Source organism: Shewanella electrica (assembly GCF_022321485.1).
Taxonomy (GTDB): Bacteria; Pseudomonadota; Gammaproteobacteria; order Enterobacterales; family Shewanellaceae; genus Shewanella; species Shewanella electrica.
Genome location: NZ_JAKOGG010000008.1, coordinates 38,798 through 53,692, shown reverse-complemented (window position 1 = coordinate 53,692; position 14,895 = coordinate 38,798). Strand labels below are relative to the sequence as shown.

General features: G+C 52.2%; 9 protein-coding genes. 3 read left to right on the top strand and 6 right to left on the bottom strand.

Going from position 1 to position 14,895, the window contains the following annotated elements; genetic code table 11:
* Window positions 1–37 precede the first annotated feature (37 nt).
* The 3 genes from mtnC (at window position 38) to L9G74_RS12395 (ending at window position 5,290) form a co-directional block, all read left to right on the top strand.
* Window positions 38–718: an acireductone synthase gene (gene mtnC / locus L9G74_RS12405; protein ID WP_238896730.1), complete on the top strand. Its 681-nt coding sequence runs from the start codon at window positions 38–40 to the stop codon at window positions 716–718.
* A 150-nt stretch (window positions 719–868) separates the two neighbouring features.
* Window positions 869–1,798: a D-alanyl-D-alanine endopeptidase gene (gene pbpG / locus L9G74_RS12400; RefSeq protein WP_275297407.1), complete on the top strand. Its 930-nt coding sequence runs from the start codon at window positions 869–871 to the stop codon at window positions 1,796–1,798.
* Between the two features lie 51 nt (window positions 1,799–1,849).
* Window positions 1,850–5,290, top strand: a complete 3,441-nt coding sequence (locus L9G74_RS12395) for a hypothetical protein (RefSeq protein WP_238896728.1) — start codon at window positions 1,850–1,852, stop codon at window positions 5,288–5,290.
* Window positions 5,291–5,349: 59 nt separating this feature from the next.
* On the opposite strand, the gene L9G74_RS12390 is transcribed toward L9G74_RS12395, so the two are convergent.
* From L9G74_RS12390 to L9G74_RS12365, 6 genes are all read right to left on the bottom strand, one after another.
* A complete protein-coding gene (locus L9G74_RS12390; protein ID WP_238896727.1) occupies window positions 5,350–5,781 on the bottom strand; it encodes a DUF1850 domain-containing protein in 432 nt (143 codons plus the stop codon).
* Window positions 5,781–7,802 (bottom strand): TRAP transporter permease, encoded by a 2,022-nt coding sequence (locus L9G74_RS12385; RefSeq protein WP_238896726.1) that lies wholly within the window; start codon window positions 7,800–7,802, stop codon window positions 5,781–5,783. The genes L9G74_RS12390 and L9G74_RS12385 overlap by 1 nt, the downstream gene beginning before the upstream one ends.
* 84 nt (window positions 7,803–7,886) lie before the next feature.
* The gene (locus L9G74_RS12380) at window positions 7,887–8,840 is read right to left on the bottom strand and encodes a TAXI family TRAP transporter solute-binding subunit (protein ID WP_238896725.1); all 954 of its coding nucleotides are present in this window, start codon (window positions 8,838–8,840) and stop codon (window positions 7,887–7,889) included.
* Window positions 8,841–9,359: 519 nt separating this feature from the next.
* Entirely contained in the window at window positions 9,360–11,147 is a 1,788-nt protein-coding gene (locus L9G74_RS12375) for an AMP-dependent synthetase/ligase (RefSeq protein ID WP_238896724.1), read from the bottom strand.
* A gap of 286 nt (window positions 11,148–11,433) precedes the next feature.
* Window positions 11,434–12,315 carry a transglutaminase family protein gene (locus L9G74_RS12370; RefSeq protein WP_238896723.1) on the bottom strand — a complete coding sequence of 294 codons (882 nt, stop codon included), beginning with the start codon at window positions 12,313–12,315 and terminating at the stop codon, window positions 11,434–11,436.
* Window positions 12,312–14,882 carry a circularly permuted type 2 ATP-grasp protein gene (locus L9G74_RS12365; protein ID WP_238896722.1) on the bottom strand — a complete coding sequence of 857 codons (2,571 nt, stop codon included), beginning with the start codon at window positions 14,880–14,882 and terminating at the stop codon, window positions 12,312–12,314. Before L9G74_RS12365 ends, L9G74_RS12370 begins: the two co-directional genes overlap by 4 nt.
* Between the last annotated feature and the right edge of the window lie 13 nt (window positions 14,883–14,895).

The following is a 14,895-nucleotide window of genomic DNA, read 5'->3' as shown; positions in this document are numbered from 1 at the left end:
CTCAGCGATCACAAGGAGTCTCGGGAGTATCCATCTCATGGGCATCAGAGCCATTATTGTTGACACAGCAGGAACCACTACGGATCACGCATTCATTCACGATGTGCTATTTCCCTATTCCATCGAAGCCATGCCTGAGTTTTTGCAGCAGCATCAACAGGATGTATTAGTTGATAACTGCATCTGTGACACGCGCGAAATGGCGCTAGAGGAAGATGCCTCGCTGCCACGCGTTGCTGAAATTTTGCAGCAATGGGTACGAGAAGACCGCAAAGCCACACCGCTAAAAACCTTGCAAGGGTTAATCTGGAAAGAGGGTTACAGCAAAAGCGCGTTTAAAGGCCATATCTTCCCCGACTTTATTGATGCCGCTGCGCGTTTTAAAGCACGCGGTATTCGCCTGTATAGCTTCTCTTCTGCATCGGTAGAAGCGCAAAAACTGCTATTTGGTCACAGCGATGGCGGCGACTTAACGGAGCTGTTTAACGGCCATTTTGATACCCGCACGGGTGGCAAGCTCGATAAACAAGCCTACAGCAACATCATCAACACCATCAGCATGGCGCCCAAGCAGGTACTGTTTGTGTCGGATCTGGCTGATGAACTTAAAGCGGCGCAAGCGGCTGGCATGCAAACCTGCCAAATGCTGCGTGATCCGGCGGTATCTTCTGGCAGCTTCCGTCACATTCGCAGCTTTAACGACCTGCAACTCGACTAGCCAGTTCCAAGTTCTCTTAACAGGATGCTCACGTGGCATCCTGTTTTGTTTCTAGGTTAAGTAAAATAATCGATAGTGCCCTTGCAACCACTGCGGTTTTTATTACACTGAGCTTCGATTTCTCACCACCAGATGACCAGTTTATAGCCGATGTTGAAACGACTTCTCACTGCCACAGTTTGTTGCCTGATACTGGTGTCGACAGCGATACAAGCCGCTTCTAAGCTTCCCACCACCGAGCAAGCGATGGCCTCACAAAGTGCCATGTTGGTGGACCTCGACTCCGGTAAAACAATCTATGCGGAAGCCCCCAACTTAATTACGCCCATCGCTTCAGTAAGTAAGCTGATGACCGCCTTGGTGGTGTTAGATGCTGGCCTGCCACTGAATGAGTCAATCACCGTCGATGTTAGCCAATCACCGATCATGCAAAACGTGGTGTCGCGTATTCGTCTAGGTAGCACCCTGACCCGCAAAGAAGCGCTAGCACTGGCGTTGATGGCCTCAGAAAATCGCGCAGCCACCACGCTGGCACATCACTATCCCGGCGGCTTTAAGGGCTTTGTGGCGGCGATGAATGCTAAAGCCAAAGCACTCGGCATGCACAACAGTCATTTTGAAGAGCCGACGGGTTTGTCTTCTCATAATATTTCGACCGCTGCCGACCTGATCAAACTGGTCAAAGCGATTCAGCACTATCCGCTGATCGGCGAACTGAGCACCGCCTCGAGCCGCAGTGTGACGTTTCAGCAACCGCGCTACAGTTTGGCGTTTTACAACACCAACCCACTGGTGAACCGTAAGAGTTGGAAAATTCAGCTGACCAAAACCGGTTACACCGATGATGCCGGTCACTGTTTGGTGATGATCACCAAAATGGGCGCTCGTAACGTAGCCTTTGTGGCGCTCGACTCATTTGGCAAATATACCCACATTGCCGACGCCACGCGGCTGAAACGCTGGCTCACCAGTGGCAAAACCACCAAAGTGCCCGATGACGCGTTAACCTATAAACGGCAAAAACGCTTGCAACGCGAGCAGTTAGCCGCCCCGCAAGAGAACATGTTAGCGGTGCCATAAGGCGCCGCAATTCTTTCTGACCTAGTCAGCTGCAATACACCGATCAGGACGATGATGTATTACTTTAAAAATACCAAGATAAGCTTCGACCCCACCAGCGCCGACAGCGTGATTGCTGCGCTCAGCCAATATCAAACTCTGCTTAACGAACGGCGCATCTTAGCCACCCGCGACCGCCACTATGATGTGGAATTTATGGCGCTGGATGCCACGCAGCAGCCGCGCCGCTTACAACTGAGCGATGTGCCCAATCCTGAGCATGTGGCGTGGCTGCAACGTGCGTACAGCATGGGGCCTGAACCATTTGAAATCGATGAACACATTGCCGACGATGACGATACGCACGTCTCCGAAGCACTGCTGTTTGCCATCGCTATCGGTCACGCCGATAACAGCACGCCACTCCAAATCGCCTTGCGCCACACCGCCAGTGCCCTGTGCGAACATGCACGTTATTACAACGACACCAGCGATATGTGGATTGACGATATGCGCGTTTACGGCGTGGAAGCGCTGTATCTGCTGGGCTGTTATCAGCCGAGTTTACGCCGTTATCTGTCGCAGTTGCTGGTGCCCTACTGGGATGATGAACACACCAGCGGCTATCAAGAATATTTAGCCGATTATGTCAGCCGCGAAGGTTGGAACCTGGACAATATTGCCGCCTTTATCTGGTGTGATAATAGCGAGTTTCGCTGGCAGATGTTTATGGATGGTGAGAGTGACGAGTGTTACAACCCGCCACTTATCGACGCACTGCGGCAAGATGCTAACCTCTATCAGTGGTTTAAGCAGATACTGCAAGCACGTTTTCTCAATGGGCAGATGTTGGCGCGCGATGACGAGCAATTTGAAGCCAATGAACCGGTGTTGAATATTTTGTTGTCGGCGCTACCGTTAACTGAACGTTGGGACTTCGACCGCGATGCCGTGCTTGAGCAGCTCTTTGTGGATGCCAGCGTGGAAGACACCGCTTATGAGCTACAGCAAGCGATTAGCGCACTGACTGACCAGCCGCTGATTTATCAGCAAGAAACGATTTATCCCGATAACGAAGAAGCTGAGTTTGATTACGCACTGCAACTGCTTAGCGGCTTCAAAACGCTGATATTGGCGCAGCCACAAGGTGAATCACTGTGGCGCTACTGGCGTGACGGCAGCGACGCTGAACAGCTTAAGCAGCTGCAATGCGTTGATTTACTAGAACAGAGCCGCCAACTTGCACCCGAGTTGTACCGCATACTAGAAGATTGGAGTTTTATCAGCAGCGACAATGCTAGCCTGTTGAGCGATCTCTGTTATCACCTTGCGCCAGTGATTAACAGTTTAGTTGCGGAAACAGCGCCAGCCGCCTTAACCGACCTCGTACCACAACAACAGCCCAGCGACGGGCAACAGCAACTATTACGTCATTTCGATCTGTGGTTTCGCCTTGCAGGGCTTGAAGAAGCGCCCGATGAATGGCGAGTTCATCTATGTGAACGCCATGAGTTACTGTCTGAGCAGGCATTTTTTGAGCGTTACAACCAAAATGCCGATCAGCCTGAGGCCGCGCGTCAGCAGCGCTTCAAAGTATTGCTCAAAGATTGGCAACAAGACGCCGATGAAATCCATCAAGAAACCCTCAACCGTCTCACACAGTTACTGCGTGAAGCACCCCAGTTGGCGTGTGACGACTATTGGCCGCAAGCCGATGTCGACGCGGTTGACGAAGCCGAGCTGCTAGCCACTCAACTTGCCTATAGCAGTTTACGCGCGTGGCTGTTGCATAGCGGCCACGCCAGCGAGGCAACGCGGTTGCAACAACAGCTGAGCAGCAACGAGTGCTGGCAAACACTACTGACACTCATTGCTAATCACTGCCATGTGGAAGATGCATCGCGAACCGAACTATTGCAGCAACTGGATGCCGCCAGTAGCGATGTCGCCACATTGACCCAACTGCTGCAAACACGGCTGAAACAGGACACGCCAACGGTCGGCGACCTTATCCCCTATTATTATTTCAGTGCACAGCAGCCACGCTATGAATTATTTGAACATTCCAGCGCCAGCCATCTGATTTTGCTATGTTTTTGGCAGCAAGCGCACCACCCGCGCCTCAAAAAATTGTGGCAGGCGCTACTGCAAGTCGCGCCGATGCGCACACTCAATCAAGTGGCATTGCTTTATAGTCATTATCAGTACCGTGTGGAGTGGGAAGCTGAAGCACAGCAGGCATTTTGTGTCGCCGCTAAAGATGCTGGCGTTAGCAGCGCGCTGCTTGATGCGTTTCAGATCAGCATTTGCCATTTCGACCAGCAGCCGCAGCAATATCAGCACTGGCTAGAGCAAATGAAGCGGCTACGGCATCCGCTGCTGAAGGGCAAAGCCAAAGCACTACAGCAGCAACTGCAATGGATTGATGAAGCCCGCAAGTTCGGCTTTTATGAAGAGTTACTGCTGCGCTCGCCTAAACTGCGACCACAGCTACAAGCGGAGATTGACCACAGCCTTGCCCACACCCTCAAACTCACGCTGGGCTACAACCTGCGCTCGTGGGATGAAGTGCTGCTGCACGATTTTACTGGCAACTGCCAAATGCTCGATTACCAAGAACAACAGCAGTTGCCCGCCTTTGCCGATGCCAACATGCAGCAAGCTTGGCTGGCGCATGATCATCACCAATGGTACGCCATCAGCATCAGTCAGCAGCAAGGTGAAACCCAGCAACTACTGTACTACCGCGAACCCGTACCGGCCGCTGGACTTGCTGACGGCGCCAAAGACGGCACCGTATTACTGTTTGCCGAATCCTTAGATCGTCGCGAAATTTATCGTGCCATCGCCGCATTGCCCGATGTTCATGGCCGCTTGCAGCAATTGGTTGAACAGGTGCTGGCCTACATCAACGGTCACGCTGCACTGGCAGACACCCTGCGGCTCATGCAGCGCTATCTGCGCCATGACCGATTTGACCTGCCAAGACTTTACTCGCGGGCCAAAATATCTGAGCTATTGCCGCTATTGGAAACCGAGCAACAGCAACGGCTGCTGAGCTTATTGTTTAACTTCCATACTGATACGTTTGAACTGCTGGATAGCGAATTTATGCTGCGTTTCTGGCGCGCGACACAACTGCGTTATCAGCGCATTAGCTACAGCGAATACCTTGAACAACGCCAATATGCCTATGAGCATGACAGCGAAGAACTGGAAAATGCCTCAATCGGCGCCACAGTGCAGTGGCTAAGTTATTTGGACATCGCGCCACTGCAACTGGTCAAATTCGCGCTGCAATATAGCGAATATGAAAGCGCTTGCGATTGGCTGGTCACATTAGCGCGCAAAAACGAACTCGCACCGCTATTGAGCCAACTCAGTGCCGACCGGCGGGTGGAATTGATTGATGCGCTCGAAGGCGATTATGACGATGCCGCCTTCTTATTAGCGCCGCTGGCAGAAGACCGCTCGCGCCGCGTGCGCGAACGCTGGAATGAAGCGTTCGCCTAATTCGGCTTACATGGCAACCGCATAAAAAAACGGCGTGAGTGGTTAACCTCACGCCGTTTTTATTGGTCATTTGTTTGCTCGTTGTCAGCGCTAGGCGACAACTGACAAGACCATAGTTCTACGGCTTCTACCTGATGATTCGGCGCACCAATCCAGTGGCTCATCGGCTGGCAGTTACCACCAAAACACAGCTGGTAATCGCCAGCTTCCGGCGCCCGACCTAAACGCAGCAGCGGGATCGGCGCCAGTTGCGGCTGATAATGCCAACTGTCATCGTAGAACTTGGCATCGTCGGGGATCTCCATACCCGCGCCGGTGCCTTTGACCCGCGCTTGCACAATTTGCAGCCCTTGCGGCGTCAGTTGGTAGTCCTCTTGCCAGAGGATTTTTTCTACCGTATGACGCCAACTCAAGGTGAACTGAGCAGGCGGGTTATCAACGGCTACTTGTGCCCACAGCTGCCCCGCCAAGCCCAAACATAGTCCCAACATCAGGCTTTACGACGCGCTAACACGTCGCGTCCCAGATGTTGCAGCAGGAACAAACCGACCAACGCAAAGCCCAGTTCATCACTCATCGGCGTAGCGAGGATCAGGGAACCGCCGGCGGCAAAGCCCCAAATACGCTCCCACCAATGCAGTGGTTTAGTCAAATAACCGGTAAACACCGCGCCCCACAAACCAATCGCCAACGCTGCTTTGAAGACCACGTAGATGATGGCCAGTACGCTGTCACTTTGCAGCATCAAGGCGGGGGAATACACCGACATAAACGGAATGATAAACCCAGCAATGGCGATACGAATCGCCCACAAGCTGATCTTCAAACCGCGCTCTTTAGCAATCGGTGCCGCAGCAAAACACGCTAGCGCCACAGGCGGTGTTAAATCCGACATGATGCCGAAATAGAACACAAACATGTGCGACACAATCAGCGGCACACCAAGGTCAAGCAAGGCTGGCGCCGCTATCGAGCTGGTGATGATGTAGTTCGGTATCGACGGAATGCCCATGCCAAGCACCAAACAGGTGATCATGGTCAGCACCAACGACAAGAACAGGTTATTTTGCCCCACGTGCAGGATGTATCCGGCTACCGTTGATGCCACACCGGTGAGCGACACAATGCCGATAATCACCCCAACCAATACGCAGGCAATCCCCACCGGCACCGCATGGCGCGCACCATCAACCAAAGCATGCAAACAGATTTGCAGCGTGTCGCGGCCGCCTTTAATAAACCAGCACACCACCACCAACGCGGCAATCACCCCAAACACCACCGCAATGCCCATTTGGAAAAAGCCAGCGCAGAGAATGCCTAAGGCAATCCAGAACACCAGCCGCAGCCATTTAGACGACACTTGCATCACAATCGCTGAACCGAGGATCACCAGCGCAGTGAGCGACAAACCGACAGTACCGCTGAATAATGGCGTACGGCCAGAGAACAGCAAACCAATCAGCACCACCAGTGGGATCAGCAGATACCAGCGTTGGCTAAGCGCGCGCCACGGATTAGGGCAATCCTCTTTGGCAAGGCCGTTCAAGCCAGCGCGTTTTGCCTCCAGATGCACCATCCAAAATACTGAGCCGAAGTACAACATCGCTGGCACTAACGCCGCTTTAGCGATCTCAATAAATTCAACGTTGATGGTTTCCGCCATGATAAACGCCACGGCGCCCATGATCGGCGGCATGATCTGGCTGCCCATACTGGAAGTCGCTTCCACCCCGCCCGCAAACGCTGGCCGATAGCCAAAACGCATCATCAATGGAATGGTAAATTGGCCGGTAGTCACCACGTTGGCTACACCCGAACCAGTGATGGTGCCCATCAACGCCGATGACACCACCGACACTTTGGCGGGGCCGCCCGACTTGTGACCAAACAAGCCCAAGGCAAAATCGGTGAACAGTTTGATCATGCCCGCCTGTTCGAGAAAAGCGCCAAACAGAATAAACAGAAAGATATAAGTAGCAGATACATAAGTCGGCGTGCCGTAAAAGCCCTCGGTGCCGAACGACAGTTGGTTCACTATCTGGTCGAAGCCGTAGCCACGGTGCATCAACTCACCTGGCAGATATTGACCAAACAAACCGTAACCCAAAAACACGGTACAGATTAACGGTAGCGCAAAACCCATCACCCGCCGCGCCGCTTCAAACACCAGCGCAATCAGCAGGGTGCCGATGATTAAATCTTCGGTGGTGAGTTCACCAGAGCGGTAGATCAAATCCGCTTCAAACACCCATTGGTAAATCGCGGTGCCAAAGCCCAAAATCCCCAGCAACCAGCCAAAAGGCTTGAGCGGATGGCGCTTACTGGTGGGATAAGTGATAAACACAATTAACAGCAAAAAGCCGACGTGTACCGCCCGCAACACTTGGGTCGATACCGGATGGAACGCCGCAGTAATCAATTGGAATGCAGAAAACGTTAGCGCCACAACAAACAGCGCTAACGGCCAATCTTTGGTGGCGGCATTAAGCCCTTGGGGAGAATCAGTCATCTCGTCCTCGCAACATTCAGAAACAGCCAATCTCTTCGGCATCACGCCGAAGAGAACTCTGAGGTGGTACTGCTTGCGCGAGTACTATTTGATGGCACCCACTTCTTTGTAATAACGCTCCGCACCTGGGTGCAGCGGAATGGTTGGGTTAACCGCATTCTCCAGCTTGATCGCTTTAGCGGCAGCGTGGGCATTGCTGAGGTAATCCAAGTTTTCAAAAATCAGTTTCGCCATTTGGTACGCCACATCATCGGGCACATCTTTATGGCTCACTAACATGTTTTGAATGGCGATGGTTGGCACGTCGGTGTCTTGTCCATCGTAAGTATTGGCTGGGATCACCCCAGGTTGAAACGCCGCATTACCGATTTTAGCCACCACATCGGCAGGAATGGGTACGAAGTTAACTGGCATGGTTGACGCCAAATCGCGGAATGCGGCCATCCCTAAACCAGAAGATTGCAACGTCGCATCCAACTGACGGTTTTTGATCAGTTCAACCGATTCGGCATAAGGCAGATATTCCACCGCGCCCAGATCATCGTAAGTGATGCCTGCGGCAGCAAAAATCGCCCGCGCGTTCAGCTCAGTACCTGATTTAGGCGCTCCAACAGACACACGCTTACCTTTGAGATCAGCCAAGCTTTTAATGCCCGCATCTTTGTTAGCCACAATCTGAATGTAGTTCGGGTAAATGGCGGCAATCAGACGGATTTTATCCAGCGGCTTTTTAAAGCCTGCCTCTTCGTCGCCCTTCCATGCCGCCGCTACTGAGTCGCCCAGCGCAAAGCCCAGCTCACCGCGATTAGCTTGCAGTAAGTTGAGGTTTTCCACCGAGGCTTTAGTGGCTTGTACTGAAGTTTTGGCGCCATCAATGTTATTGCCATAAAGTTGCGATAACGCCACGCCAATCGGGTAATAGATGCCACTGGTGCCGCCAGTGAGGATATTGATAAATTTCGGTGCCGCCCACACAGCCGAGCTAACAGTCACCAGCGCCGCAGCGCTTAACACACCCAGTTTTTTATAGATATTCATTGTTGCTTTCCTTGTTAGCGCTGCCAGATCGGTGCGACTGCTCCACCCCATCTTGAACAGCTGTAATGACCCGCATTGTTAGCAAAGGCGCTAAACATCACTGCTCGCCGCACGCCAACTATCGACATTGACGACTGCGACAAGCTGTTGCGCTTTGCTGAGGTATTCCATTAATAATCGGTTATTTCTGCTTATTCAATAACCACGATTGTTAATGAGTAGTAAATGTGAAATACGCACAAATACATAAGATAACAAGAATATACTGGCGCGCTTCTGCGCGTTTCGCCAGTTGAACAATGGTCTAACAACCCGTTTAGTCATTGAAAAACAGATAATTAGTATGGTTATCGAGGCAGGGGGAGCGAGTATTTTCTAAACTGCGCCCTGTATTAGCGCAACTCGCTAAAATATCTCAATATTTATAGATTTGTTAACAGTGGTGAGTGAGTAGCTGAAGCCGCTTACGATAGCGAAAAAAAAGGCTGCACGAGGCAGCCTGTTCAATCGACGTTACGCTTAGTTGTACATGGCGTTGATTTCACGCTCGTACTTGCGATAAATCAGTTTACGGCGCAGTTTCAGTGTTGGCGTAATCAAACCCGCTTCCATGGAAAATGCTTCTGGCAGCAGCGTGAACTTTTTAATCTGTTCAAAGCCAGCCAGCTCATGTTGCAGCTGTTTCAGCCGTTCCTCAAAGTGCGCCAGCACTTCCGAGTTACGCACCAAGTCGAGGGTTGATTCGTAACGCACGCCTTGTTGTTTCGCCCACGCTTCTAGCGCACCAAATGCAGGTACGATCAACGCGGTCACGTAGTTACGCGCATCGGCGATCACCGCCACTTGTTCGATCAATGGGCAGCAACCCACTTTGCCTTCCACCCGCTGCGGCGCAATATATTTGCCGTTAGAGGTTTTCATCAGCTCTTTCAAGCGGTCGGTGATAAACAAGTTGCCCTTGTCATCAATGCGACCCACGTCACCGGTTTTTAACCAACCATCTTCAAACACTTCGGCCGTTTCGAGCGGACGGTTAAAATAACCGCGCATCACAGTTTCGCCACGCACCAGAATTTCGTCATCTTTACCAAGACGGATTTCGACGTCATCCAGTGGCAAGCCGTTGGCACCTTTCACGCGGTTATCTAACGAGCAACACGCCACGGTAGCGGTGGTTTCGGTCATGCCGTAGCCCACCAGCACCGGAATGTTGATCGCGGCAAAAAAAGCGCCGACTTCGGCGTCCAACGCAGCACCACCGCACGGCATAAATTTGATGCGGCCACCGAGCGCGTTATGCAATTTGCTGTACACCAGTTTGTTCGCCAGTGACCATTGCCATTTCAACAGCGCGTTGCCTTTGGCGCGACCTTGGTCCACTTCAAACTGACGTCTGCCAACCGACATCGCCCAAGCAAACAGTTTACGGCGTGAGGCCGAACCTTTGCTGACCTTGTCCTGCACCGCGCTGTAGACCTTTTCAAGGAAGCGTGGCACTACACATACGGTATGCGGTTTGACGGCGGCGATAGCTTCTTGTACTCGCGGCGTATCGGCCAGATAAACGTTACGGCCACCACGGCTCATCACGTAATAGCTCCAACCACGTTCATACACGTGACTCAGCGGCAGGAACACTAACGACACATCGCCCGGCTCAAATGGTATCCGCAGATGGTGTTGGCGCATGGCCGAGGCAAAATTGCGTTGATCTAACATCACCCCTTTCGGATCACCGGTGGTGCCGGAGGTGTAGATCAGCGTCAACAAATCATCCAGATGACGATCTGCCAAGCGCTGTGCTAATTCAGCATGTGCCTGACCTTCCTCTTCTGCGATCAAAGTATCTAGATGGAAATGGGTGTCAGTGATCAATTCAACCTGACTATCAAACACCACCACTTGCTGCAGTGATGGACACAAGGGCAGTAACTTACAGGCCAAGTGATATTGTGCAGCGTCAGACACACACAACACTTTAGCGCCCGCATCACGAATGATATAAGCCGCTTGTTCCAGCGTAGAAGTAGGATAGATAGGTACTAACACGCCACGCGCTTTGTTGGTGGCAATATCGACAATTGTCCATTGTGGACAGTTGTTAGACAAAATAGCTACGCGATCTTGTACGTTAAGGCCGTGGTCAATAAATGCCGCCGCCAGTAGATCACTGTAGTGTTTGAATTGAGTCCAGCTGACCTTATCCCAAGGGGCTGCCATTTCAAAGCCTTCCAGGGCGATATTATCAGGCTGCAATCGCACCTGTTGCTCCAGCAGGCTGATAATTTGGTATTGCTCAAGAGACATAATGTAACTCACCTTTTAGCTTACAGCTGTTTCGCTTTTGACATTTTAACTCATGCCACAGCGTAGCTGGAAGATTTTTAGCTCAATTCGGCGATGACTCACACCAGCTCAAGCTGGTTAGACCAGTTCATAATTTACTGATATAGCGAATAATTAGATTTGGAGGAGATAAGACAAGCGGTACAACTGTGCCGCAATATAGAATAAAAGCTCTATTTTAACAACGAGTTAATCAAGGTGTTACTCATGCGTATTATTGATTACAAATATAAACAATTGTGACGCGTTAGATACGTTGAACGTCAACAGAAACTGACAGTGAGTGATTGTCGCCGCCATCAAAGATCACCCCTTGCAGCGGTGAAACATCGGCATAATCACGCCCCCAAGCGGTGACAATGTGCTGACCATTGGGCATCAAGTCGTTGGTTGGGTCGAACTCTACCCAGCCCAATTCTGGCACATAAATGGCGAACCACGCATGAGAGGCATCGGCTCCCACCAATTTTTCTTGCCCTGGTGGCGGCAAGGTTTCCAGATACCCACTGATATAACGCGCAGGCAAACCCACCGAACGAATACAGGCTATGGCGAAGTGGGCAAAGTCCTGACACACGCCGCGTTTTTCTTGCAACACGGTTTCCGCCGGGGTGGTCACATCGGTGGCAGTGGCATCAAAGGTGAATTCGTTAAAAATCTTATGGGTAAAATCCAGCGCCGCTTGCAACACGGGCACATTGTCGGCAAAGGTGGTGGCGGCATAATCTCGTAGCCGTGGCGAACACTGGATATGAGTGGACTCCAGCATAAACTCTTTCACCATACGCAGTTCCGCTGTGGTTGGCTGGGCCAGCAGTTGGCGTAATTCGCCACAGGTGATGTCATGCAGTTGCAACTGATTGGGCAAGTCCGCTTCATCAAGCTCAAAAAAACATTCCACTTCAATCGCCAGCTTTTTATGCGGCTCTTGAATAGAGAAATAGAAAGTTTCGTTGCCGAAATAGTCTTCGCCAGCACTTTGATAGATAGGCGTTGGCGTCACCAAAATACGTTGGCTCAAAATCTGTTGCTTAGCGGTATTGCGCGGCAGCAGGTGGGTCATGTTGTAGCACAAGGTAACCGCTGAGCTGTATTGATATTCGGTGAGGTGCCGTACGCGATATCTCATATATCTGCCTTCCATTGCGCTTTAATCAGCTGCTGTGGCCCAGCTGTGTGATCAAAATATTTATCGCTCAACAGGGTGGTGAACTGATCCAACTGCTCGCTGATCTGCGTCATCAACTGCTCCAGTTGTACGCGGGTGTCGGTGTGTTCATCAATCAATGCCAGCGCTTCTAGATCCGCCAGTTGAATGTCGTTGAGAGACTTGATAATCAAGCGATTTTCCGGCGTCAGCCCCGAGCTTTGGCTAACGTTGCGCGGTAACTCGTTGAGGTACTTACGCAGTTGGTCAACCTGATAGATCAGTGAACGCGGGTTGCTGGCATCGATCATCAATAAATCGAGGCCGTAGGCGATACGGGCACGGGTGCGATAACGGCGCCGGAACGAGATCAACGCTTCAACGCTGAGCAGTACCGATTCCAGCACCTGTTGCTGTTGCAAGCTCGGCAGATGGGTGGTCAAGGTTGCTTTCAGCAGTGTGGCAGTTTGCAGTGCGCGCTCGGTACGGCGCCCCAGCTCTTGGAACATCCAATCCATGCCGCGCAGCATGCTTTCGTGAGTCAGGCCAGACAGCGCGAGCAGCGAGGTGACTAAACTGTCGAGCGACTCCTCTGGCACCGACGGTAAACCATCTTGATAAGCGGCATCGACCGCCAGAATGTGATCACGCAGTTCATTCAAAATAATGCGGGTATCGGCCGACAGCATCTCTTTGACCTGTTCGCCACAGGCCAACATCGCTTGCAGGTTGTATTTGATGCTGCCCACGCGCTCGGCATCAATCACCAATGCCGCCAGTTCATCATTAGGGTTTTCCAGCAGTTCTGCGTCTTCGGTAAAGCCTGGCAAACAGCCTGTCAGTTGCGACATCGCGGTCAGCAGCACGTCACGGCTTTCTGGCGGAAAAGGTTCAATACCGTTGAGCTGTTTGAAGATGGTGCGCATCAGGCGCAGACTCAGCTCCGCCCGTTCGGCATAACGGCCAAACCAAAACAGGTTTTCGATAACACGGCTCGGCAGATTACTCACTTCAGCGCGATCACGCGGCTGCGCATCTAAAATCGGCAAGCTGCTGTTATCGGGTTTATTGCTGACCACCCAAGTATCTTTACTCATGGCACCAGAAAGGCTGGTGACAATCGCCTCGGCGGTGGATTCTGCCACGCGCGTTAAGCCGCCGGGCATCACGCAATAACCTTCTTTATCGGCCACGGTAAAACTGCGGAAAATGCTCGGCCGCCCTTCAAGCGCACCGTTGTGCCAAATCGGCGCAATGGCACCGGGAATATAAATCTGCGCCACAAAGGCGTGCGGCTGCTGTTCAATCTGCTCGATAATCTGCTGCCGCGCTTTGGCATCTAAACTATGACCATACACGCTGCGGCTGTTGTAACTGCGATAGGCGGGTTTGATGATCAACTGCTCAAGATTGGCCAACACGTACGCTTTTTCTTGTGGATTGCCGCACCACCACGTACGCACCGACGGTAACTGCAACGGCTGATCCAGCAGGAATTGGCAAATTTCCGGCAAAAACGCTAACAAGGCGGGCGCTTCTAACACGCCACTGCCGAGCGGATTGGCCAGCACGACATTGCCGTTACGCGCCACTTCCAGCAGACCGGGAACACCGAGGCGCGAATCAGCGCGCAATTCGCTTTGGTCGCAATAGCTGTCATCCATGCGCCGCAAAATCACGTCCACTTGGCTGAGGCCGTTGAGCGATTTCATCCACACTTTGCCGTTGCGCACGGTTAAGTCGCCACCTTGTACCAGCGGAAAGCCGAGATAGTTGGCGAGATAAGCATGTTCAAAGTAAGTGCTGCTGTAGGCGCCCGGCGTTAACACCACGATGCGTGGCGTATCGGTCTTGTGGCTGACAAGATTGGCCAGCGTCTGTCGCACGGTGTGGAAAAAGCTCGACAGCCGCATCACGTTGGCATTGCGGAACATGCTCGGCACCACCCGCGACACCACGGTGCGGTTTTCGAGCGCGTAACCGGTGCCGCTAGGCGCTTGAGTGCGGTCGCCAATGGCAATAAATTGCCCATCTTGGTTACGCACCATATCAACCGCATGAAAGATCAACTGGTGCACGCTAGGTAGCTTCACGCCATGACATTGGCGCAAAAAGCCCGGATGGGAAAAGATAATCTCGGACGGAATAATGCCCTCTTTCAGCAGCCGTTGTTCGCCGTAGAGATCTTGATAAATCAAATCGAACAGTTTGGAGCGTTGCTTGAGGCCGCGCTCCAACAGTTGCCACTCCGCCTGTTCAATCACATTGGGCACGATGTCCAACGACCAAACGGCGGGCGATAACGGGTCATTATTGAGGTTATAGGTGGCGCCATCGTCACGCAAAATACGTTGCGCCCGACGATAGCGATCCTGCATGGCATCGTCGCCCAAACGGGCGATATTCTCCATCACCAATTGCCAGTGAGGCCGCACCACGCGTGCATTATCGAACGCTTCGTCAAAAGCGCCCTGCGGCTGCGCATATGGTGCCTGAGACTGCGATGGAGCATCACTTACAGCGGCAGACAGAGAACCTGTTGATGTCATGTTTTACTGCTAA